Below are 23089 nucleotides of genomic sequence, written 5' to 3'. Positions count from 1 at the left end.
ATGGGACAGGGGAGGCGCTCAGCTTTCCTTGGCAAGCCATTCCACCCCGACATCCGCGAAGCCCGTCACGATGGGCTTGAGCAGGCCGACGAGTTCTGCGTGCAGGGCCTTCACCGTATGCGGAGTGCGATTGATGACCGGGCTGCCGACGATGACCGTACGGCGCAGGGGCGGCGCGATGATGGGCGCGCCCACCAGGCGCTTGTCCTTGAGCATGGAGGCGATCGGCATGACCGGCAGGATGGTGAAGCCCACGCCACGTTCGACCAGCTCGAGGAGAACGGCCGTGCTGTCCGATTCCGCCACGAGATTCAGATCGACGCCGATGATGGTGCAGGCCCGGTCAATCACATTGCGCAGGCTTTCGGCTTCGGGAACGACCAGAGGCATCTTTGCGACGTCCGCCAGGCCCACGGGCGCGGCCGGAGACAGTCCTGAACTCGGCAATCCCACCACATACAGGGGCTCGCGAAATACCGGCGAGGTATGCAGCAATTCCGATTGCAGGTAGTCGCCCATGAGGCAGATATCGAGCTTGCCGTGCTCGAGGCTGTGTTGCAGGAAATCGGTGAAGCCGGTGGCGATGCGCACCTTCAGGTCAGGGTACTGGCGCCTGAGCGATATCACCAGGGGACCGGCCAGCGTGGTGGCCAGGGCGGGCAGCATGCCGATCGACACCGAGCCCATCAGATTCGCCGCCGCCGCGCCGATGTCCGCCTTGGCCTGGTACAGGCCCTGCAGCGAGAGCCTGACTTGATCCACGAAGCGTCGCCCCGGCACGGTCAGGACCATCCCCAACCGATTGCGCGCGAACAGGGGCGTGCCCAACTCCTCTTCCAGTTGCCGAAGCTGCCGCGACAGCGCCGGCTGAACCACATGCAGAAGTTCTGCCGCCCGCGTCAGGCTACCGGTTTCGGCGATGGCCAAGATGGTCCGCAACTGTCTGATATCCACTGTCACCCCACTTCGATCTGCTGCCACTGTCCAGGCTAAGGATGAATTGTGTCGCAGAAGCGGTGGCTGCGGGTGCAGTTGTGCCGCTGCATGCAGGACCCGGGCAGCGGCCGCCAGATGCAGTGCGCAGTGGCTGGCAATAGTCGAGAGGGCATGCTGATCGCCCATTCCGTCCGCAAAGCCCGCGAGCAGCTGCAGCTGCGCAAACTGCGCCTGGCCATGGCGCTGCAATCCAAAAACACGCGTGACGCTGTTTACGGCATGCGGACATATCACTGGCGCCCATTGGTGCTGAAGAATGGTAAGCCTACGATGCAGCAAGCAATTCTGCGCCTGGTCGGGCAGGTCGGCGCAGCCCCTTGTGCCCAATGTCTGCTGCCGACGTAAGCTGTCGTTCTCTGAATCCAGATTCGGTGCGTCAGTGCAACAAGGCTTGGATTCGCGCTCGTGGTGGTTTGCGTCGGCCAGCAGCCGATCCAAAGAGGTCCTTGGCTGTCGCTCAAAAGGTCATCCGGACTTGCGCCGCGCACTGCGCTTGCGCAGCCAGATCAGCACGCCGGTGAGGCTGAGCATGGCAACAACCAATCCTGCCAAGGTGATGGTCAGCTTGTACGTTACCCCTCCCACGCTGGCCATGTGCAGGTTGCTCATCCAAGTGATGAAGGTGTCGCCCCCGGCCGCTCCGGTGGGCAGCCAGGTGGCGACGAGGATGCCGGTTTCCCCATCGAGAAACAGCCTCGTGCTGCCACCGCGGTCCGTGACGTCCAGGCTGCTGCGAACGTCGTAGCGGTACAGCCCGCGCACAGGGTCGTAGGCCAACGAGCTTTCCCCCGACACCGAGAAGCCGCGCAGCGAAGCTTGTTCCTGCATCAGATCTTGTGCCCGCAGGTGGGCTGCTTTCCAGTCAAGTGTGGGCTGCCGCAGGGGCTGAGTGCGGCGTGGCAGTTCACCGGTGCCAGGCTGCTGCATGCTGAAAATTCGCACCATGGGGTCGTGCCACTGCGGAAGGTTGAGGGCAAAACTGCTCCATGCCAGAACGAAAAGGATGGGCCACAGCCATAGACCGCCGGCACGGTGCAGGTCGAAGGTGGCGCGCCAGCGGCTGTGCATCTCCAGCTTCCAGGCACGTGCCCATCGCCCCAGCCATGGGCGCTGGGTGCTCTTCGCGCTTGCCGGTAGCGTCAGGGCAAAACCCACGATGCTGTCGAGCATCCACAGCAGCGACACCAGGCCCAGCAGCCAGGTCCCGACCGCCCCCAGCGCCAGCGAGTAATGCAGGCGATAAACAAAAGGCATCAGGTTGCGCCAAGTTTGGGTGATGTCTCCCCAGCGCCGCTCGCCGAGGAATTGGCCGTTGTTGGGGTCCACGAATACCTGGTCGTTTTCCAACGGCGCCTTGCCCGGCAGCGGGCGCAGCAGAAACACCAAGGCATGGCCTGGCTCCTGCGCCAGAGGTACACGCGCGGCCAAGGCATGGGGATGGCGTGCCTGGACCACGTCGCGCAGCTCCAGTGCGTCCATCGGTTGGTCGTTGGTGTTGGAAGCCGTGGTCCGAAACCAGTGCGGGTTCAAGGCGGCATCCAGCTCGGCGTTCCACACCAAGAGGCTGCCGGTCAACCCTGCCAATACTAGGAAAGCCGCCAGCGTCAGCCCGGCGAGCCGGTGGGCGACGACCAGGCAGCCCCGCAGCGATGCTTTGCGCTGCGGCATCACCAGCGGTAGGTCAGGTTGGCGCTGGCCTGGCGGGCGTCACCGTAGTGGCAGATGGAGAACTCGCAGTTGGTGAACTTCTTGTCCATGACGTTGCTCACGTTGACGTTGAGGTCCCAGTGGGCGTCGAAGCGGTAGCCCAGCATCCCATCAAAGACCGTGTATGCCGGCATGGCGGTGACAATTCCTGATGCGCGGGTGCTGCCCTTGTAGCGCGCCCCTGCTGCCAGGCGCAGCTGTGGCAAGCCCCAGGAGGCAAAGTTGTAGTCGGCCCAGAGGGCTGCCTGATGGTAGGGCGTGTCTTCGCTGCGCTGGCCTATCTCGCTGGCAATGGTGCTGCGTGAGATCTTTGAATCGGTGTAGGCATAGGACGCGATGACGCTGAGTGCCCGGGAGACTTCAGCCTTGGCTTCGAGCTCAAAGCCCCGTGACCGCACCTGTCCCGTCTGACGATAGGTGTTCTGTCCTGCATCGAATTTCAGCACGTTGTCCTGCACCAGCTCGTACACGGCAGCGCTCAACAGCATCCGGCTGCCATCGGGCTGGTAGCGCACGCCTGCCTCGTACTGCTTGCCCTTGGTGGGCCGGAAGCTCTGACCAGACACTTCGGACACCGAAACCGGGAAGAAGGATTCGCTGTAGCTCAGATATGGTGCCAGTCCGTTGGACGCCTTGTAAACCACACCGGTTCGCCAGGTGGTGGCCTCGTCCTTTTGCACGGCGTTGCTGCCGTCGCGGTGCGCGGTCTGGTCTTGCTGTGCCCAGTCGCGGCGCAGGCCGGCCAGGATGGTCCAGCGGTCTCCCAGGTTGACTTGGTCTTGGACGTACAGGCCGGCTTGCGTGGTTATCCGGCGCGAGCCGCGGTCCAGCGCAGGATCACGGTTGACCACGACCGGCTGGCCATAGTTGTAGCTGCTGAGATTGAGGGACGAGGTATTGGCGCGGAAGTTCTTCGAGTCATAGTCCATGCGGTAGGCATCGAGGCCTACCAGCATTTTGTGTTCAGCGCCCAGCAGCTTGCCGTTCCACTCCACGCGGGTGTCGGATGCCAGGCCCTTGGCGTGTTCTTGCCGGTCGCTGTACTGGCGGCGCAGCACACCCGTGGAGGCTGCTGCGGCAATGGCCGCTGCACTCGTTTGTGCCTGCAGATAGTTCCAGGTCACCTTGGACTCGAAGAAGCGCAGGCTGTGCTGCAGGCGTGTGCTGGCGTTCAGCGCGTGACTCAGCTCGTAGCCCAGCGTGAACATCTCACCTTTCATCCTGTCGTAGTCGGGCTCGCCAATGAATTCGCCACGGCCGATGAAGTAGGGGCCCTCGCCCACGCCCTCAACCAGTTGGTACGGCAGGGGGGCGGAAAAGCGCGTGTTGGTCTTTTGGTAGAACGACAGCAAGGTCAGCGAGGTGTCCGCGCTCGGCCGCCAGGTGAGGGCGGGTGCGATGTACAGCTTGTCGTCCGGAATGTAGCGATCTGCGGTATTGCTGTCGCGCCCGAGCATGGTCAGCCGGTAGTCCAGTGTGTCACTGCCGGCCACGGGGCCGCTGAAGTCTGCCGTCAACTGGCGGCGGTCGTGGTTGCCCAGCTGCAAGCCCAGCTCTCGGAGGGGCTCTGACGTGGGGCGCTTGCTGACGGCGTTGACCACCCCACCGGGCGACAACTGCCCATAGAGCACCGAAGCCGCTCCGCGCAGCACTTCCACCCGTTCCAAGCCATAGGGCTCTTGAATGCCATCGTAGGAGTTGCTTTGCAGCCGCAGGCCATCGCGCATGGAGCCGCCGTTGGCCGACTCCACATCCATGCCGCGGATGCGGAAACGGTCGGCCGTGCGGCTGAAGCTGGTGGGTTGGGTGGTGACGCCCGGCGTGTAGTTCAGCGCCTGGGACAAGGTTTCTGCCTGGCGGCTGCGCAGTTCATCGCTGGTGACCACCGAGACTGACTGCGGGGTTTCGATGATGGGCGTATCGGTCTTGCTCCCCGCCGTGGCACGGCGTGCCACATAGCCTGTCAAGGGACCAGTGGCGGTTTCCGTGTCCCTGGCGGCGGTGACTGTCACCGCAGGAAGCGCGACCGTGCCGGGGCTGGCGGATGGCTGTGGGCGAATGGATAGGGTGTTCGGCCCGCTGCGAACTGCCATCAGTCCGCTGCCAGCCAGAGCCCGGTCCATTGCTTGTTGCAGCGTGAGCCCGGCCGGTAACTCGGGGGCGGACTGGCCTTGCAAGAGCGCCGCATCCGCGCCAATCGCGACGCCCGTTTGTCGCGCCAACGTACTGAGCGTCTGTGCCAAGGCTTGCGCAGGCACGGCGGTTGGCACGCGTGGCTCGCTCGCCGCATTCTGTGCCTTGGCGGCGGGAGCCATGGCGAGAAGGCTGACTGTCGCTGCCCAGACCAAGGCAGCCTTGGCCAAGGGCGATCGGTTAAACGAGGATTCGGTTAGCGCTATTGAATGATTTTTGTTCATGGAAAGGGCTTGCGTTGAGGGGTGTTCCCGTAGAAGACCAACGAGCAGCTCTAACCCTGACAAAAGATCCCTGGCTATTTTGTAACAATGCTGCGTGAGCGCGCACGGGGCATGCGGCTCAACGCAGTTCCACCGTCACATCGCCCGTCGCATTGCGCTGAATACGCACCGGAAGCATATCGGGCAGTCCGGCCAGAAACGCTTGCGGTTGGCGTATAGGAAAGCTCCCCGAGAGCTGCAGCTGCTGGAGCCGCGGGTGGCTGCCCAGCAGCAATGGCCGCGACAGGTAGTCATTCCATTGGGCAAGGACCTGATCCAGTGGGGTGTTGTGGAACACCAGCCAGCCGTTGCGCCAGGCCGCCACGCTGTCGGCGGCCACCTGCATGCTATGTACCTGACCGCTCTGATCCGCTTCAATGGCATACCCAGCCGTCAAGTTGACGGGAGGCGTTGCTTCTAAGTACGCCGCCGCCCCGGTGCGGTCCAAGGGCCAGACGGCGACCCGGCCCTCGGCAACCTCCACCCGCATCCGGCCCGCACGGGCGCCAACGCTGAACACGGTGCCGAGCACGCGGACACGGCCCCATTCGGTGGCCACGGTGAATGGGCGTCCGATGTCCTGTGCCACACGGAAGCGCACCTGGCCTTGATCGAGCCGGACCTCGCGCCGGTCGCGGTACATCACGATGCGTATGCGCGTGTGGGGCGCCAGGCTGATCTCCGAGTCGTCGGGCAAGCGCATGTCGCGCTGTTGAGCATGCCCGGTTTGCAGCGCCAGTTCGTAGACTGGCTGTTGCCAGTACCAGCGCCCGCCGGCCCACAACATCACAGCGACTCCTCCTAAGCCCAGCAAGCCCACGGTGTTGCGCCTCGCGCGCCGGTGATCGTGAGCCTGGGGCTGCGGCACGCTCGACTGCAGGAAGCTGCCATCGGTGCTAGCCCATAGGCGTTCGGCTGTTTCCAGCGCCGCGCGGCATTCTGCCGTGCCTGCACGCCAGCGTTGCAGTTCCTGCGCCGCCGCCATTGCGGAGTCAGGGTCTGCACGATGCATACGGCCGACCAGCAGCAAGGCTTCTTCCACCTTCTTGCGAGCAGGTTCAGAAAATCCCATGGTGTTTGATCTTTTCCCTCATCAGGAACGCGAAGGCGCATAGCCCGCGCAATCGAGGATGCCTCGCATGACGTGGCGTTCGATATTTGTTTCTGTCATGCCCAGGTGTTCCCCGGCTTCCCGGTAGCTGTAGCCGTAGATGCGAACCAGAATGAACACGTCGCGGCGTTTGCGCGGCATGGCCTCCAGACGCTGGAGAAACAAGCCCAGTTGTTGACGGGCCATCGCCGAGCTTTCGGCCGAAGGCGCACTGGTCGGCGCCACCAAGCTGAGCGCATCCAACACGCGTTGCTCAGCCTCCCGGCGAGTCGCGCGGCTGGCCGCCAGGTTGCGAGCCGTTTTATACAGCAAGGCGCGGGCGTCCAGCACCGTGCCACCAGCACGCTGCAACGCATAGATTCGGGTGTAGGCGCTCTGCACCAAGTCCGCGGCGACATCGCGGTCGCCTGCGCTGCGGGTGAAATACCGCAGCAGTTCTCTGTAATAGTGCTCGGGCACAGGCACACCTCAGCCGGATTCAGAAAGAGAACTCCTGAATTGGCTGAGATCGTCAAGGTCGACCTGTTGCTGGGAAGGAGAGAGCCAGAATTGTACCGGCCTCCCGAACTTCTTCTTAGGGAGCAGGGATATCTTCACCGAGGACTGGCAGGGACACACCTGGCGGGCGGCTAAGCCAAATTCGTTCACCAGTTCAAACATCTCGGCCAGAACCTCTCTGGCTGCACTGTTGCAGGCTGATGCAATCCTCGTGTCCAGTTGAGCTCGTTCGGCCTGCGCCGACGTTGGGAGGTCAAAATGCGTGAAACAGCAACGTGGGCGCAACAAACCAATAATGGTCTTGGCAAGAAAAGGCACGGCAAGGCAAGGCACGGCACGGAGCGGCACGGCACGGCACGGCACGGCACGGCACGGCACGGAGCGGCACGGCACGGCACGGCACGGAGCGGGCTTCGCCTTGATTTGCTCGCGGTAAGGGGTCCTTATCGTTACTTAAGTCACCCGAACGAAGTTAAGAATAGACTCAATCTCTCCAATCGTCGTGTCGAACCACTCCACGCCAGGAACATTCTCTCGCCATTTACCACGGGCTTTAAGAACGTTATGGACAGCAAGCTCGGTGTGTCCAACTCGGTTGACCTGCCACTTACCTAGGATCACTGGATTGTCGAACGACGCTGATCCCTTGCATTGCTGTGCCACGCGATCTTCTACGTCCTTAAGGGTCTTACCAATTTTTATAGGAAACGGCGCATCTTGGCGTTGCAGTATCGGAAAGGTGAAGGCGTACACCCACCCCTCAAACTCTGCTGCTTCCTCATCGCCGTCTATGAGGGCGGCTTCTTCGACATCGTCATCGTCGATGTCCTCTTCAGTTTTGGCACGGAATATGCCCTTGCCCTGCGACACGAATAACTCTTGCTCCATCGTAATGAAAGAAACGAAGAATTTGACGATCGAGTGAACCGCATCGGTTTTTTCCGAATGTGCCTTCTTTAGGCGTATCTGCTGCTGCTCGGGTGTCAGATACTTGTTGATGACTAATTGAGCCAAATCTTTAAGTCGAAAATCAACGCCAGTAGCTAATTCTGCCATTGCTTCTATCTCTGGAATGACTGTATAACGGCCAAATTTATAGCAAAATGATCGTGTGGGTTCGAAAACAACTTCCATGACTGCCTTTTTTGACGTGAGTTGACCCTGAAGTGATAGCTATTTTGTTGCAAGCGGAACCTGATGGGTTAAACCATGTTTCAACGCGAGTGCGAACGGCTTAATCGACATATATGAAAATCCTAACTTATTACTCTAGTGAGAGGAGCTTGCAAGATCAAGCATCGGTATCCATACTCTACTTACTGGTGGCACGGTTTCCATCTTATTTTTCTGCTTGACAAAGTTGCTGGGGTGCACCCGGCCGGTCCTTATATGGGTAACGGCTAAAAATGCATCGCAATAAACATTGACTTAAATGGTGCTGCAATTATTTTAAATCACGATAAGTAATGCGTTATCGTTACTAAAATGCGCCAGCTGATGAAGGAAGAGCCTGTCGCCTTAAGCTTCGCTTTCGCGGGCCACATATTAAAGTGGAGCCAAGACCATTGAACAAGGTGAGAACTTCATAAGCATCCGATGTCCGATCAGCGATTCCTACCGCTTGCTCAGAAGAGACAGTACATGGTCTGGCCAAATTGTTGTCGTCACGGTTTTATAGCTTGCGTAGACGCGAACAGCTAGATTGGAGCGGTTTTCTAACATCAAAGCTTATTCTCGCTATCAGATTAGGGTCGGCGGGGCAATACCTATTCGCTACGCAAGTAAAGAGCTTTCATGTCTATTGCAGCCCATGATTTCGGATTGACCGGGCATTTTTTCAATCGTCTTATGAGAAGTAGTAGGCATAGCGTTGGCAATATTTTGAAAAAATTATCCGTTTATCAAGAGGCCAGGCCAAAAAGCCTGATTTATAACAAGGCTCACTGCTTGAACGGAATTCCTTTTTAAACCGTCCATCAAAGCTTTATTGTAGCTGAAGTCGTAAATGAACTTTGGCTCATCCGAGTTAATTCGTATTCCTAGAAATCCATACCATAATAAAAGGTCCATTACGCGAAAAGCCCTTTCATCATCCAGTCCTGATTCTTTTAGTTTATTACGAACTTCAATTTCAGAAAGTTCGGGTGATGATGCTACAAAAGCATAAAGAATTCCCTCTGTTTCGCTTGACACATCTTGAAGTTCAAAGCCTATGTCGCGAAGTAAATCAGCGGAGTAGGCAGCGATGCCTTTTTCGATATCACTGGTTTCGATGCGATCATGATTTAGATTGATTGCAAAGCTTTTGCAGTGATTTATGAGATTTAACAAGAAGCGCGGACGCATTAAAGAACGCTCGATAAGAAACTGTGAAGTCTCCTCGCCTTTGTGATGGCTCGCAAAAACTCGAAGCCATGCAGACTTGAAATCGAGCGATTCGTCAAGACCATTGGAAACTATCCTAAGACGAACCATTTCGCGAAGCAGATCTGCGTCAGTCCAGTCCAGTAGTACGCTTGCTTCTTTGCCGCGATCGGAAGTTTCTTTAACTAATAATTCATACACGTCATTGCGAAGAAATACAACTGAGCGGACTTTAAAGTCCCGGCTGCTGAACTGCCTTTCAATTTTTCGAGTCGCATCAATAAGTGTTCGGATCATTAATAGATCCTCGTGCTTCAGGCCTGAAGTCGGCCAGCCATTATCGATATTGTCAAACAGAAGCCAAAGTATATCCTTGTGAGTAAGATAATCCGACAATGTGGATTTTAACTTCTTTACGTCATGCTTATAAAGGAGCTCAGTGACTTCGGATGAATTCAGGCTAACACCTTGCTCGCTGCCATACTTGGATTGATACTCTGAGTAGATCTTTTCCATTAATGCGGACATTCGTTCGGAGAAATCTCCTTCGGAGTAGTTTCCATCACCATAGTAGAGCTCGTGCAATTCGCGATAGGGTTCGTATAAATCGTGATCGTGAATATGCCGGTTTTTATCCTTCTCTAGAATTTTGTAGCATATTTCGAGCAGAAGTACATATTCCCAAAAAGCGGTGATTGTGTGCTGAAAGGTGCCCTCTGCCAAAAACTGGAGAATGCGTTCCTTGAATTTTATAAGTTTGTATCCATCCGGCTTCAAGTCGAGAACGACATTTTTACTTCGGCTCTTTTCGCGCTCTGCATCACGAATTTGAAGGAAAATTGCAGACTTTCCAGAGCCCTTTCGCCCAACGACTAAATGAGCCTCTCCACGCAAAGATTTTAGGTATTGATCTGTCTCGAGGTAATAACGCTCGAGATCTCGCATTTCATTTTCAGCGGATGTGGCTCCGAGATTTAGATTTTTTAGAAATGATAGACTTTGTTTTGTGGTTGCAGTATCGTTGTGCTGAAATGCTTTGGTCACGCCAGATGCAAACGATTCGATGGACTTGTTGACGTCGTCGGGATGATACGTCGCCTCTACAAAATCTCGGTAGTCCAGCGGCACAGGATCGTCACCTGATTGCAGAAGAACTTTGGTTTTCCCCATTCCATCAGCTAAACCCACTATGAACGCGGCACGCATATTGTGAATTGTTGCCCCGGCGTGGACCATTGATAGCAAAGGAACCACGACCCCATATGATTGGGATACTTGAGTGATGGCATCGTGCGCAGATAATCGCGGAGACTCGTTTGGATCGAAATTCCTGAACGTGTATCCCGCCTTTTTTATTCTTGATATAATCCTGTTTGACCAATCTGTTTTCGATGGAGTGTCTAGCAAGTAAACTGGTGCTTTTATATTGAGCGGGGCTGATGTGTCAATAGCTCGGGAAATTTGAGGGTCTGATAAGAATGCCTGTAGTTCCGCGGAGTTCTGATATTCTTTGTAACCAAGGGTGTCGAATATTCCTACGTCAGATATTTTTAGTCCTCTTGGGTTGAGACTTTTATTTTTGACAAGAAGGACTCGCTTTCCTTTTCCTATTGCATATGCAATCTCGTAGGTGACATTGAAATTTAACTCGCTGATATCCGCAATGAGAAAATCTGCTGCATCGATCTCAGAGAGTACTTCGCTAGAGATGAAGTGGCCTATTATGTCGAGAGCTTTCCATGTCTTAATATAAATGTTGGGTGAGCCCCTGGAAGCGGTTGAGGTTGCTGTTTCGATGGTTCGACCGATATCTGCAGGGGCCGAGGGGTATGCAAAGAATCCGATAGTCTTAGTCATAGTTGTTCAATCGGGCAAAACGAAATTGATAAGGGCCTTGCAGTCAATCAGTATTATAGCGGCGCGTAACTATTACATCCGCTATTTTCCTCTTCCTAACCAAACGCTGTCGCCTGCTCAGAGTGCTTGATCACTCCGTTAGGTGTCTCGGTTGCGACTGTGATTCCGCGCTAAACGGAGTATGGCTTTGAGCTGCTGGGCGATGATGCGCGTAATTGACTATTCCTCTAAGCCATGTCGTAGAACATAGGACGACTAGACCGCAGCCTAGTAGCTCGCATACCAAGTTGAAGAGCGAGGGTTAGCGGAACTGGAGGGAGCCCAGACATCGCCTGCCATCTTGGCCGGTGCCTTGATAACTTGGTGTTGCAGAAAGCGTTCTTCGCGCTCAGATAATCTGAGCTTGCTAAGAGCATACGACCTCCCCAGCGCTGGTACTGGAGCTGTAGCCGATCGACGCGAAAGTTCATTCGAGTTCAACGCTAAGGGCCTTTGGCATAGCCCGACGTGCCACCTGTCTACTTGCATGCTGCATCAGCGAGCATGCGCGACAGTCCGCTTCGGGCCCGTAGCCGCCGTTGGAGTTATTTGTGCTGAGCGTCGGATTCAGCCTAATACTGCCTTTAGCACTAGCTTTGGCATTGCAGTGGTTGCACGCGCTTCGCGCTCCAGCATGAGTGGCAGTTCGCTACCTAGAGCGGTACTCCAGCATGGTACCAAGCAGTCGCTCAGATCCTCGACAATTATTGATAAATCTGAAGCCAAGCTTCCTGTTTTTGTAAAGCAATTGTGGTAGTATTTCTGAAAGCTAAACTTCCGAAAGCTACGATGGCCGCGACCCTGCATGCTGAACCTTCCTCCGTCCTCTCCCGCCTGCAGCAGCTTGGCTTAAGTGAAGCGGCGTTGCTGCGCGCGGTCATGGCTGGCTACATCGCCAGAGCCAACTGCACCGAGAATCATCCCCCATTGTTTCCACCCATCGCGGCGTGGAGCGAAGCTGTCCGTACGCTGCGCGACGTGCTGAAGCCTGAGGGATGGACGCGCTTTAACGATCAGAACTCGCCTAAAACCGTAAGCCCCGACGGTTCGATTTCGATCATCGTCTCCACCGGCAATGAGGCAACTGGCATTCTGCATGCTGAGCCTGCTACGACCTCTTCAAAGGGGCCGAATACCGCGGGCGCTATCGAAATCAATAGGAGCTTGCAGCTGTACCTGCCGGGCATGGAATTGCCCGTGCCACTTCAAGACGAAGAAGAGAAAGTGACGACCTGGATTTTGCTGGCGCACTACGCGAAGAACGAGTTGCGTGCGGAGTTGTCCTTGCCTTTAAACGTCGGTAGCGACGGCCGCGTTTCCGTGTGGCAGGAACGGATTATCTTGCGAGCTCAGCCGCTTGATGGCGAACAGGTGGTGATCATGCACCCTGTCCAACCTGACATCGACGTTTCGGTTCGGCGGAAGGCATGAGCTACGGTGCACAGTTCAACCCGAACCGCCTATGCCTTGCTCGTCGACGTCGAGGGCTAACAAAGAAGAAGTTGGCGGAGCTCATCGGCGCAGATGTGCGGGCAGTTACTGCGTACGAGAGTGGGGAGTACAAGCCTGAGAGAGAAAGGCTTCTCGCTCTAGCTGATCAACTGCACTTCCCAGTGCAGTTTTTTATTGGATCGGACGTGCAGGAATTGACACCCGACGTAGTCAGCTTCCGGTCCATGTCGAAGATGACAGCTGGTCAGCGGGATGCAGCGCTAGGCGCTGGCGCGGTCGCGCTCATGTTGAACGAATGGATCGAGCAGCGCTTCGAGTTGCCGGCGGCGCAGTTGCCTGACCTCAGCCACGAGTCCAGTCCTGCTGCGGCTGCAGCCGCACTCCGCCGAATCTGGGGCCTCGGCGAACTACCTGTCAAGAACATGGTGCATCTGCTGGAGGCGCGTGGCGTGCGGGTGTTCTCGCTGTCGCTAGACACTGTCCATGTGGACGCTTACTCCATGTGGCATGCGTCTACACCGTTCGTGTTCCTCAATACGATGAAGTCCTGTGAACGCAGCCGCTTCGATGCCGCCCATGAACTCGGGCATTTAGTCCTTCATCGTCATGCTGGCCCGAAGGTCAAGGACGCTGAACGTCAAGCCAACGAGTTCGCATCGGCGTTCCTAATGTCGGAAGGAAGCGTTTTAGCCAACGCGCCTGTCATGGCCACTGTAGACCAACTGATCTCACACAAGGTGTTCTGGACAGTCTCTGTCGGAGCGCTTGCCTACAGGTTAAAAGATCTGAAACTAGTCAACGAGTGGCACTACAGATCGCTGTGCATCGAGATGGCGCAACGTGGCTACCAGAAGTCAGAGCCAAATAGTGCGCCCCGAGAGACGTCACAGGTCTTCCAAAAGGTGTTCGCTGCACTGCGAGAGGATGGAATGACGCGCGCCGATATTGCCGATCAACTCGCCGTACACGTCAACGAACTCGACGAGTTGGTCTTCGGCTTAGCGCTTACCGCGCTGGGAGGTGATGCGCAGGCGCAAAGCCGTCCGCGGCGGCCAGTCTTGCAAGTGATCGAGGGTGGGCGTGAGTAGGCCTGTCTCATCGGTTGAGGGGTGTGTTCTGAACACACTGTGAAAACAATGGCTATCTGATTTAGGGCGGGAGAAGCGGATGTTCGGCACCATCGACAAAAGCAAAGGACTTCTATTCATCACCCATGACCTTGAGCATTCCATACGACTAAACCTACAGAAGATGTATCAGGAAGTCGAAGGACTCGACCAAAACCGGTTACTCAATACACCGCCCGAGGACCTGAAGCGCTATTTGGTTGAGAAATACGGCATAACACCGATCACGTTGCAACGAGACAAGTGGTATGCCGATCATGAGAACGTACCGGTCGATGTCCGGCACGATCCTATGCGCTTTATCGATGACCGAAGCCGCCCGGTCATGGTGGCAGGCGGGCGTGTCGAAGTCCATATCCCATTTGAGGGCGAGAGCGAGCTGTTTTACGCGAAGGCCAGCACGTATTCGCTCAATCCGCCTCGCGCTGTCATCGAAAAAAACGAAGTCGTTCTTCGGTACGACACACCTGCCGACCAGCCCCGCGACATCCGCGCACTTGCCGAACAGACCCTGAAAGAGATTGAGCAGTATCTGGGATGGCAGCGTCCGATGATCGATGCGCACAACCAGAATCTCTCCGCCGCTGCAGGGCAGTCGATCCACCAACGTCGCGAACGGCTGCTTGCGCAGTCGCAGCGCGCGGAGGCGCTCGGTATCCCGATCCGGCGACGGGCCGACGCGCCGAAGACCTACGCGCTTCCGACGGTAAAGCGCAAGGCAGTCCTGACCCTACCGCCTACGACAACGGCGCAGTTCAAGCCGGAACCGGCGCTTGCTATGGAGTTGTACGAACGCATTCTGAAAGTCGTTCAGGACATGGCGTTGGTAATGGAGCGCAGTCCCGATGCCTTCAAGTCCATGAACGAAGAAGCCCTGCGGCAGCACTTTCTTGTGCAGCTCAACGGTCAGTTTGAAGGAAAGGCGACGGGCGAGACCTTCAATATGGGAGGTAAAACCGACATTCTTCTACGAGAGGGCGACCGCAACGTCTTCATTGCCGAGTGCAAGTTTTGGAAGGGGCCGAAGGCGTTTCGCGAAGCAATCGACCAGCTCCTCGGCTACGCGACCTGGCGCGATGGCAAAATGGCGATCCTCGTATTTATTCGCGGTACCCAGACCTCGACTGTCCTCACCGGCATCGACGCTGTAGCCAAGGCGCACGAAAATTTTAAGCGTGCCGTTACATGGCCGCACGAGAGTGGCGTCCGATACGTCCTTCATAGCAGCGGCGACAAGAACCGCGAGTTATTCTTGACTGTGCTCGTGTTTCACGTGCCAATATAGCGGAACGGTGATGCCCGCTGCCCGTGTGGATGGCTAATGACAGATCTCGACGTCAGCTTGCTGTTCGATGGTCAAACCTGACCGGCGGCAATTAGCCTGAAGCACTCGGTCATCAGGTGCCGCAGGTTGGGCTGCTGGCAGCTGATAGGAACACATGAGCTTTTGCGCGTTTTCGAACATAGGTTTGGAATGCTAGGGCTATGCCTACTCCGATAACTCGCGATAAGTAGTCCAGGGCATTGCATTGGTACCGTTTTTTCGCCCTGAAATCACCCCTCTCTGTGCCCATTCCCTTGGGCTTTTTTAGTAGTCAATGATTTAATTTAAAATTATTGACGCATCATATCTCTCACTGTGTTGCGCACTGCCGAGCACCTATGCGGTACGTTGTCGCCACAGCGTCCCAACAGGGTCAACTTATCAGGCACGATTCCCTTGTCAAATGGCAGCTGGTAGCAGACACAGTCCTGACCCACATCGCAGAGTCCGTCGTCAGCCGACGGACAGGGCGGCTCGAAGAATGCGATACGGTCACTGGGATGTAATCAACAAACATGTCGTCAACTCCGATTTCACAGTCGCGAGATAAGCAACAGCCAACAAAAAAGCACGGAGCCGAGCTGAATGAAACCCCTCTCACAACGCACTCTAAGCCTCTGCCTGCTGGCCGGCATTGCCAGCCTTTATGGCTGCGGCGGCACAGCGAAACAAGTTGCAGCACCTTCGGAGGCAACGGTCGCCGCACATGTCCATGCAGCTACCCGAGCCGCCGGAACCGACCTGGGCGAAGTGCTCACGCTGTGCAAACCGGCGCCGGCTGCGCGGGCGGGGCAGGAGGATATGGAGAAGGGGTTGCGGGCGCTGATTGGCAAGCCGGCTCCGCCGCCGGGGCGGGCGTTTGACAATCTGTATTTCGTGGGCGGCGACTGGTCGAGTGCCTGGGCCATCGATACGTCCGAGGGCATCATTCTGATCGATGCGCTGAACACGCCCATGGAGGCTGCGACGCTGATCGAGGGCGGGTTGCGCAAGCAGGGGCTGGATCCGGCGCGCATTCGCTACATCATCGTGTCGCATGGGCATGGCGACCACTATGGCGGTGCGCCGTATCTCGCGCAGAAGTATGGTGCGCGGGTGGTGATGAGCGATCTGGACTGGACCATGACCGAAACGCGGCTGGAGTTCGCAACGCCGATCTGGGGGGCGCCGCCCAAGCGCGATATCTCGGTCAAGGATGGGGACCGCATCACGCTGGGCAACACCAGTGTCACGCTGCATGTGATTCCCGGCCACACCTGGGGCACGCTGGCTTCGGTGTTCGATGTGGCGTGGCAGGGCAAGACGCACCGCGTGCTGCTGTGGGGCGGCACGGGCTTCAACTTCGGCAAGGACATACCGCGGCTTGAAGCCTATGGCGCCTCCACGCAGCGCATGGCCAGTCTTTCGCGCAGCGAGGGCATCGATGTGATGCTGTCCAACCATTCGCGCATGGATGGTTCGCAGGCCAAGCTGGAGAAACTGCGCCAGGACCCGGGCACGCCTGCCAATCCTTTTGTGATTGGCCAATCCACCGTCGAGCGCACGTTGACGGTGATGAATCAATGCGCATTGGCGCAGCGCGACCGGTTTGCGCTGATGCCTTGATGCGGGATGCCGGCCCGGAGGCCGGCAACATGGCGCCTAATTGGTGTGCCAAGGCCCGCAAGGAGCTGTCGGCAAGAAAGGGAGCAAAACGCCTGTCGGTTCGATGTGCGCCGGGACATTGATGACAGCCGGGTAGGGAGCGGCAACTGGCGTGGGAAGGTCGATGTCCGACATGGTCTGATTCGTCTCCATGCCATCGGTATCGTCGGGGTTCACTGCTCCTGGCAACACCTGGACATTGTGCTGGTTGTCAGCTCTTGCCGACCATGGCAGCGGGGCAGGGTCGGTGCCGGACTGCTCCACGCGTGAATCGCGTTGCGCGAGCATCGCACTCAGCTCATGCCCAACCCCTTGCCACTGCGCAATCCCCCAGGCGGTATGCCCGTTGTATGGATTGGCAAGATGTTCATTTGCGCCATGTTCCACCAGCACCCCGATGGCGTGAAAGTTGCTGCTGTAGAGCGCGACCATCTGGGGGTGTTCCCGTCGAAGGGATTGATGAAATTGGGATCTGCACCGTGCGCCAGCAGAATTTTCATCGTGTTCCCAAAAGGCATGGACATTGCCACGATGAGGGGGGTGACGCCGGTCCGCGAATCGACGAAGTTCACATTCGCTCCACCCTTTAGCAGCCTCCACACTTCCAGGGGCTCCGCGCGTTCAACCGCGTCGATCAGCCTCCTGTCCAGCATCAGTTGCGACTGCGCATCGGCCGCCAGTGCGGCCATAAGGGTTTCGCCCGTGGCGCGCGGTGCCGCTGGAACCATTGCGGGCAGCAGGGGCTGCGCGGTATCCTGCTCCAGGAGGTCTGGGCCAACGTAGCTTCGCCCGGCCGTGAACACGTCGTCGTCCTCTTCTTCAGGCGGCCGTGACCGGCGCATGCCCGCGATACCTGGTGGAAACCGGGGAGCGCACACGCCTGTGCTGTTGGCTGGCCTGGGAACACGCATTTGCAGTTGCTTTCACGACTCTGGAGTAAACAGACAGTGGATGAGGGAGCCGCAGCTGGTTTTGCATGTGGAAATTCCTGAGGGTTCTGGTGGTGTGGCCACACCCAGTGTCTCCAACTCGGGTCAGATGAACACATACAAGCTGTTGGGCCTTCACGCCGGGTAGGTTTGCCATGGCGCTGAGAGGGCGCCCAGCAGGTATGCGTATAAATGGCCTGGGGATGCGGTATCTGTCGAGTCACTGCTGACGGCCGGGCAGGTGACGGTCACGTGCACTTCAGCATACGTTTCCTGCAGGATTTCACAGGTGTCCGTACCGTCGATTTCGCAGCCGTTCACTGCGCCCGGCAAGGGCAGGGCATTGTCCTGACCGTCAGCCCGCACCGGCAAAGGCTGCGGCCCGGAGTCGGAGTCGGAGTCGGACTGCTCCTCGCATGACTGGCGCTGCGCAAGCAGCGTGCCCAGTTCCTGCCCATACCCATGCCGCTGTGCAATCAGCCAGGCGGTTTGCCCGTTGCGAGGGTTGGCAAGATCTTCATCTGCGCCATATGCCACCAGCAATCCGGCGGCGATCGGGTTCTGTTCGAAGAGCGCAACCATCAGTGGGGTGTTTCCGCTGATGGGGTCCACGAGATTCGGATCGGCGCCGCTGGCAAGAAGAAGCTCCGTCATGCCTGCATCGAGGTTGTCCATCGCAAGGAGCAGTGGAGTATCGGCGGTCAGCGGATCCACGAAGTTCACATCCGCGCCACGGTTCAGCATGATCGTCACCCCGTGGCGGTCGTGAGTTTCAACGGCATGCGCGAGCACTTCGTTGAGCACCTGCTGCCACTCCACATCGGCGGCCGGCGCGCTGTTGCGGGTTTGCGCAGTGGCAGAGGGCGACCATTGACCCGACGCAGACAGCAGCGGCTGCGCGGCATCCTGTTCCAATGCATCTGCGGGCAGGTAGCTTCGCTTCACTGTGACGACGTCGTCGTCTTCTTCCGTAGATGGCCGCGGCCGGCGCATGCCCTCGATACACGGTGAAGACGGGGGAGCATGCATCCCGGTGCTGTTGGCCGGCTGAGGATTACGCATGGGCAGTGCCTCCGGTATCTTCGGCGTGCATGGGACGCGGACGGCAGGGTGGAAGCTGGTTTCGCATCTGATGTTGAAATTGATTTCACTATTGGAATTTATTACATCATAGATTTAATCTATCTATAGAGTTTTGATGTTGACCGCGATGGATTTGTCGTTTTGAAAACACGCCTGTCGCGGGCAGTGGGCGCGCAAGGCGCGCAGGCCCTGCGTGTTTCTGCAGCGGACAACCGCTTGGCTACCGCGCCAGCGCCAGAAAGTGCTGCACCTGCGGTCTGTCCGGACCGCTGTGCCACTGCAGCACCTCGCCCTGCAGATCCGCATCGGCTTTCGATACGCGCTGGTGCTGGCGCAGATGTTCGGCCCACGACGCAACCAGGAACCATTCCATGATTTGTTCGCTCTCGGCGCTGTGCTCCATCACGCCCCAGGCATAGGCGCCATCGCGCAGCCGTTCCTGCGACAGGCGCCGGATCGCGGCAAGAAACGCGGGGCGATTTTCGGCGCGCACCTGATAGGTGATCTGGATCATGACCGGGCCGCGGTCGTGCGCCACGGGCTCGCCGAGCAGCGGCTCTGGCCAGTGGTTCGAGGGCTGCAGGTCGGCCTCGCCGGATGGAAGTCGGGCGCGGTGGAACAGCAGGGCGACGATCACCAGGCCGGCTGCGCTCGCGGCCAGCGCCCAGGGCAGGCCGATGGCACGGGCCAGCAGGCCCCAGCCCAGGCTGCCCGCGGCGAGCGCGCCGTTGAACACCGTGAGGTAGACCGCCAGGCCGCGGCCGCGCACCCAGTTCGGCAGGATGGCCTGGGCCACGCTGTTGAACGTCGTCAGTGCCGTGATCCAGCCCATGCCCAGCAGCAGCATCAGCACGACTGCCAGCCATTGCGGCGGCGCGAACACCAGTGCGCCCATGACCGCGGCGCTGACCACCGAGGCCAGCAGCACCAGGCCGTCGGCATCGAGCCAGCGGCGCAGATGCGGCATGACCAGCGCACCCGCAATCGCGCCGGCACCGACCGCGCCCAGCATCACGCCATAGAAGCCGGCGGTGCCGCCCAGCATCTGCCGCGCGACCAGCGGCAGCAGCGCCCAGACCGCGCTGGCAAACAGGAAGAACACGGCGGCGCGCAGCAGCACGCGGTGCAGCTCCTGGCTGGCCCAGGTGTAGCGCAGGCCAGCGCGAAACGCGCCCACGAAGTTTTCGGACAACCCGGAATCGACGGCCTTGGGGCGCTTCCACCAGAGCAGGGCACCAATCACGAACACATAGCTCAGCACATCAAGGCCATAGGCCGCCGCCGCGCCAAAGCTCGCGAGGATCAGGCCGCCCGCGGCGGGGCCGATGGCGCGCGCGATGTTGATGCCCAGCGAGTTCAGCGCCACCGCGCCCTTGAGGTCTGCGCGCGGCACCAGCTCGGGCACGATGGATTGCCAGGTCGGCCCCATCAGCGCCGCGCCGATGCCGCCGATGAAGGTCAGCGCAATCAGGTATTCGACGGTGAGCGCGCCGGTGTGCGACAGCAGCAGCAGCGTGCCGCTGACCGAGGCCAGCACCAGTTGCACGAAGATCAGGAAGCGCCGGCGGTCGAGGATGTCCGAAAGCACGCCGGCCGGAATGGCCAGCAGGAAGATCGGCAGCGTGGCCGCGGTCTGGATCAGCGCCACGGCCGTCGGGCTGGCCGACAGATCGGTCACGAGCCAGGAGCTCGCGACATCGCGCATGAAGCTGCCGGTGTTGCCCAGCACGGTGGCGGCCCAGAGCACGGCAAACACCGGCTGGCGCAGCGCCGCGAAACTGCCCGCGGCCGATGGGTTCTTGGTATCGGCCATGTTCACACCGCCCAGCAGGCGCAGCCCAGCGCGCCCCAGAAGCTTTTCGCATCGGAGGTGGGCAACTGCGCATTCCAGGCGCCGCCATGCGCGTGGCCATGCACATTGCAGGCGCTGGCACAGGCACACGCAGCCGCGGCCTGGCGCGCCATGGCTTGCAGCGGGCCGCTGTCTTTCGCGCCCCAGGCACCGTAGCCGCCATAGCGGCGCACCGGCGACCAGTCGGGCATGGCGGGCGGCAGCTGCGCTTCGTCGAACTGGGCGAAGTCGCCCGCGCCGTAGACCACCTTGCCGCCGACCACTGTGAGCAGCGCCGAGGTGTCGGCGATGTCGGATTCGGGGCAGGCAAAGAAATCGCGGTCGGGCAAGACCAGGTCGGCCAGCTGGCCCACCTCGATGCGGCCCTTCTTGCCTTCCTCGTTCGAGAACCAGGTGACGTTCTCGGTCCACATGCGCAGCGCCTGTTCGCGGTCGAGGCAATTGCGCTGCGGCGTGAGCTGCAGGCCGCCCACGGTGCGGCCCGTGACCAGCCACGACAGCGAGACCCAGGGGTTGTAGCTTGCAACCCGTGTGGCATCCGTGCCGGCCGAGGTCTTGACGCCCATCTCCAGCATGCGCTTGACGGGCGGGGTGGCCTCGGCGGCGCGCGCGCCATATTGCTCGACGAAGTATTCGCCCTGGTAGGCCATGCGGTGCTGCACGGCGACGCCGCCGCCCAGCGCGGCCACGCGTTCGATCGAGCGCTCGGAAATCGTTTCGGCGTGGTCGAAGAACCAGTTCAGGCCGGCAAGCGGTGTGTCCTTGTTGACCTTTTCAAACACATCGAGCGCGCGGCTGATGGTCTCGTCATAGGTCGCATGCATGCGCCAGGGCCAGCGGTTCTGCGCCAGGATGCGCACGACTTCTTCCAGGTCGTCCTCCATGCCGGCTTCGAGTTCGGGGCGCGGCTGGCGAAAATCCTCGAAATCGGCGGCCGAGAACACCAGCATCTCACCCGCGCCGTTGTGGCGGAAGTAGTCGGTGCCCTGCTTGTATTGCGAGTTCGCCGTCCAGTTGAGGAAGTCTTCCTTCTCCTGCTTGGGCTTTTGCGTGAACAGGTTGTAGGCCAGGCGGATGGTGAGTTGGTCGGCTTCGGCCAGTTCCTCGATGACCGCGTAATCGTCGGGATAGTTCTGGAACCCGCCGCCCGCGTCGATGGCGCCGGTCACGCCCAGGCGGTTGAGTTCGCGCATGAAGTGGCGCGTGGAATTGATCTGGTACTCGCGCGGCAGCTTGGGGCCGAGCGCCAGCGTGGCGTAGAGGATGGCGGCATTGGGCTTGGCCAGCAGCAGGCCGGTGGGATTGCCGGCGCTGTCGCGCAGGATTTCGCCGCCGTGCGGCGCGGGCGTGTCGCGGGTGTAGCCGACGGCGCGCAGCGCGGCGCCGTTGAGCAGCGCGCGGTCGTAGAGGTGCAGGATGAACACCGGCGTGTCGGGCGCCGCGGCGTTGAGTTCTTCCAGCGTGGGCAGCCGCTTTTCGGCGAACTGGTGTTCGGTGAAGCCGCCGACCACGCGCACCCACTGCGGCGCGGGCGTGATGTCGACCTGGGCGCGCAGCATCGCCATTGCATCGGCCAGGCTGCGCACACCGTCCCAGCGCAGTTCCATGTTGAAGTTGAGCCCGCCGCGGATGATGTGCAGGTGGTTGTCGATCAGCCCGGGCAGCGCGCTGCGGCCCTGCAGGTCGATGCGCCGCGTGCCGGCGCCGGCCAGCGCCATGACCTCGGCATTGCTGCCCACGTGGACGAAGCGGCCGTCGGCAATGGCCACGGCGTTGGCCGTGGGGTTGCTGCGGTCGAGCGTGGTGAAGCGGCCGTTGAACAGGATCAGATCGGGCGTGGTGGACGGGGTCGGCGTCGGCATGGTTTGTCTCCGGGAATGCAATGGGTCAGTCAAGTGCCCCGCAGCCTGGCGCCCGGGGCCGCGGCGATCAGCCTTCGTGGGCGTTGAACATGCTCTTGGCGTAGTTGATGCCGATACCGTAGGCGCCGCCGAACTTCTTTGCAATGCCGGTGGTCAGGTCATAGGTTTCGCCGCGGGCCCAGTCGCGCTGCAGCTCCAGCAGGTATTGCAGCGAGGTGATGGGGCGCGCGCCGGCCTGCACCATGCGCTCCATGGCGCGCTCATGCGCTTCGGTGGAGACATCGCCGCAGGCATCGGCGATCACATACACCTCGAAGCCCTGGTCCAGTGCCGACAGCGCGGGGCCGACGATGCAGACGCTGGTCCAGAGGCCGGCCAGCACGATGCGCGGCTTGGCGATCTCGTTGACGCGGCGGATCACGGCCTCGTCTTCCCAGGTGTTCATCGAGGTGCGGTCGAGCAGGGCCTGGCCGGGGAAGGGCGCGGTCACTTCGTCGAACATCGGGCCGCTGAAGCTCTTTTCGGCGACCGTGGTCAGGATGGTCGACACGCCGAAGCCGGCCGCGGCGTGGGAGACCAGCGCCGCGTTGTTGCGCAGCGTCACGGCATCGATGGAGTGCGTGGCAAACGCCATCTGCGACTGGAAGTCGATCATCACCAGCGTGTGGTCGTTGGCGTTGAGCAGCGTGGCGCCGGGCTTGGCGTAGGCGACGGGCTGGACGGCGGTGGCGTGGGCGTTGGTCATGGTGTGATCTCCTGAAGTTGAATTGACGGATCTGAAAAAAAAG

The 23089-nt window shown here is 59.4% G+C and carries 18 protein-coding genes; 5 read left to right on the top strand and 13 right to left on the bottom strand.

Annotated elements, in window-relative coordinates:
- Nucleotides 1–18: 18 nt before the first annotated feature.
- A complete protein-coding gene (locus HUK68_RS10720) occupies nucleotides 19–1122 on the bottom strand; it encodes a LysR family transcriptional regulator (protein WP_279614304.1) in 1104 nt (367 codons plus the stop codon).
- Between HUK68_RS10720 and HUK68_RS10715 the strand changes: the two genes are divergently transcribed.
- Nucleotides 1108–1341, top strand: coding sequence for a hypothetical protein (locus HUK68_RS10715; RefSeq protein WP_175504131.1), 234 nt, complete (start codon nucleotides 1108–1110; stop codon nucleotides 1339–1341). The genes HUK68_RS10720 and HUK68_RS10715 overlap by 15 nt on opposite strands.
- Nucleotides 1342–1461: 120 nt before the next feature.
- Here the strand turns inward: HUK68_RS10715 and HUK68_RS10710 are convergent, their stop codons facing one another.
- The 7 genes from HUK68_RS10710 to HUK68_RS10680 form a co-directional block, all read right to left on the bottom strand.
- Entirely contained in the window at nucleotides 1462–2664 is a 1203-nt protein-coding gene (locus HUK68_RS10710) for a PepSY-associated TM helix domain-containing protein (RefSeq protein ID WP_175504130.1), read from the bottom strand.
- A complete protein-coding gene (locus HUK68_RS10705) occupies nucleotides 2664–5120 on the bottom strand; it encodes a TonB-dependent siderophore receptor (RefSeq protein WP_208458659.1) in 2457 nt (818 codons plus the stop codon). Before HUK68_RS10705 ends, HUK68_RS10710 begins: the two co-directional genes overlap by 1 nt.
- A gap of 118 nt (nucleotides 5121–5238) precedes the next feature.
- Entirely contained in the window at nucleotides 5239–6231 is a 993-nt protein-coding gene (locus HUK68_RS10700) for a FecR family protein (protein WP_175504129.1), read from the bottom strand.
- Nucleotides 6232–6252: 21 nt separating this feature from the next.
- Nucleotides 6253–6729: an RNA polymerase sigma factor gene (locus HUK68_RS10695; protein WP_175504128.1), complete on the bottom strand. Its 477-nt coding sequence runs from the start codon at nucleotides 6727–6729 to the stop codon at nucleotides 6253–6255.
- 9 nt (nucleotides 6730–6738) lie between these two features.
- Nucleotides 6739–7086, bottom strand: a complete 348-nt coding sequence (locus HUK68_RS10690) for a hypothetical protein (protein ID WP_175504127.1) — start codon at nucleotides 7084–7086, stop codon at nucleotides 6739–6741.
- 135 nt (nucleotides 7087–7221) lie between these two features.
- Nucleotides 7222–7902: a GIY-YIG nuclease family protein gene (locus HUK68_RS10685; protein WP_175504126.1), complete on the bottom strand. Its 681-nt coding sequence runs from the start codon at nucleotides 7900–7902 to the stop codon at nucleotides 7222–7224.
- A 756-nt stretch (nucleotides 7903–8658) separates the two neighbouring features.
- Entirely contained in the window at nucleotides 8659–10989 is a 2331-nt protein-coding gene (locus HUK68_RS10680) for a P-loop ATPase, Sll1717 family (RefSeq protein WP_175504125.1), read from the bottom strand.
- A gap of 828 nt (nucleotides 10990–11817) precedes the next feature.
- On the opposite strand from HUK68_RS10680, the gene HUK68_RS10675 reads away from it, so the two are divergent.
- The 4 genes from HUK68_RS10675 (at nucleotide 11818) to HUK68_RS10660 (ending at nucleotide 16536) form a co-directional block, all read left to right on the top strand.
- Nucleotides 11818–12459 (top strand): hypothetical protein, encoded by a 642-nt coding sequence (locus HUK68_RS10675; RefSeq protein ID WP_175504124.1) that lies wholly within the window; start codon nucleotides 11818–11820, stop codon nucleotides 12457–12459.
- Complete coding sequence (locus HUK68_RS10670) at nucleotides 12456–13568, top strand: helix-turn-helix domain-containing protein (protein WP_175504123.1); 1113 nt, start codon at nucleotides 12456–12458, stop codon at nucleotides 13566–13568. The genes HUK68_RS10675 and HUK68_RS10670 overlap by 4 nt, the downstream gene beginning before the upstream one ends.
- A 79-nt stretch (nucleotides 13569–13647) precedes the next feature.
- Nucleotides 13648–14892: a hypothetical protein gene (locus HUK68_RS10665; protein WP_175504122.1), complete on the top strand. Its 1245-nt coding sequence runs from the start codon at nucleotides 13648–13650 to the stop codon at nucleotides 14890–14892.
- Between the two features lie 624 nt (nucleotides 14893–15516).
- Nucleotides 15517–16536, top strand: a complete 1020-nt coding sequence (locus HUK68_RS10660) for an MBL fold metallo-hydrolase (RefSeq protein ID WP_175504121.1) — start codon at nucleotides 15517–15519, stop codon at nucleotides 16534–16536.
- A 332-nt stretch (nucleotides 16537–16868) separates the two neighbouring features.
- Here HUK68_RS10660 and HUK68_RS10655 read toward each other — a convergent pair whose 3' ends face one another.
- The 5 genes from HUK68_RS10655 to HUK68_RS10635 all read right to left on the bottom strand — a co-directional run bounded on the left by HUK68_RS10655 (nucleotide 16869) and on the right by HUK68_RS10635 (nucleotide 23046).
- On the bottom strand, nucleotides 16869–17378 hold the full coding sequence (locus HUK68_RS10655) for an ankyrin repeat domain-containing protein (RefSeq protein ID WP_175504120.1): 510 nt from the start codon (nucleotides 17376–17378) through the stop codon (nucleotides 16869–16871).
- A gap of 261 nt (nucleotides 17379–17639) precedes the next feature.
- Nucleotides 17640–18566, bottom strand: coding sequence for an ankyrin repeat domain-containing protein (locus HUK68_RS10650; RefSeq protein ID WP_175504119.1), 927 nt, complete (start codon nucleotides 18564–18566; stop codon nucleotides 17640–17642).
- A gap of 241 nt (nucleotides 18567–18807) precedes the next feature.
- Nucleotides 18808–20400 carry an MFS transporter gene (locus HUK68_RS10645; protein ID WP_175504118.1) on the bottom strand — a complete coding sequence of 531 codons (1593 nt, stop codon included), beginning with the start codon at nucleotides 20398–20400 and terminating at the stop codon, nucleotides 18808–18810.
- A gap of 2 nt (nucleotides 20401–20402) precedes the next feature.
- Nucleotides 20403–22301, bottom strand: coding sequence for an amidohydrolase (locus HUK68_RS10640; RefSeq protein WP_175504117.1), 1899 nt, complete (start codon nucleotides 22299–22301; stop codon nucleotides 20403–20405).
- 67 nt (nucleotides 22302–22368) lie between these two features.
- Complete coding sequence (locus tag HUK68_RS10635) at nucleotides 22369–23046, bottom strand: hydrolase (RefSeq protein ID WP_175504116.1); 678 nt, start codon at nucleotides 23044–23046, stop codon at nucleotides 22369–22371.
- Nucleotides 23047–23089: the final 43 nt, after the last annotated feature.

Source organism: Comamonas antarctica (assembly GCF_013363755.1).
Taxonomy (GTDB): domain Bacteria; phylum Pseudomonadota; class Gammaproteobacteria; order Burkholderiales; family Burkholderiaceae_C; genus Comamonas; species Comamonas antarctica.
The sequence above is the reverse complement of the archived record's forward strand: the minus strand, read 5'-3'. Positions and strand labels throughout refer to the sequence as shown.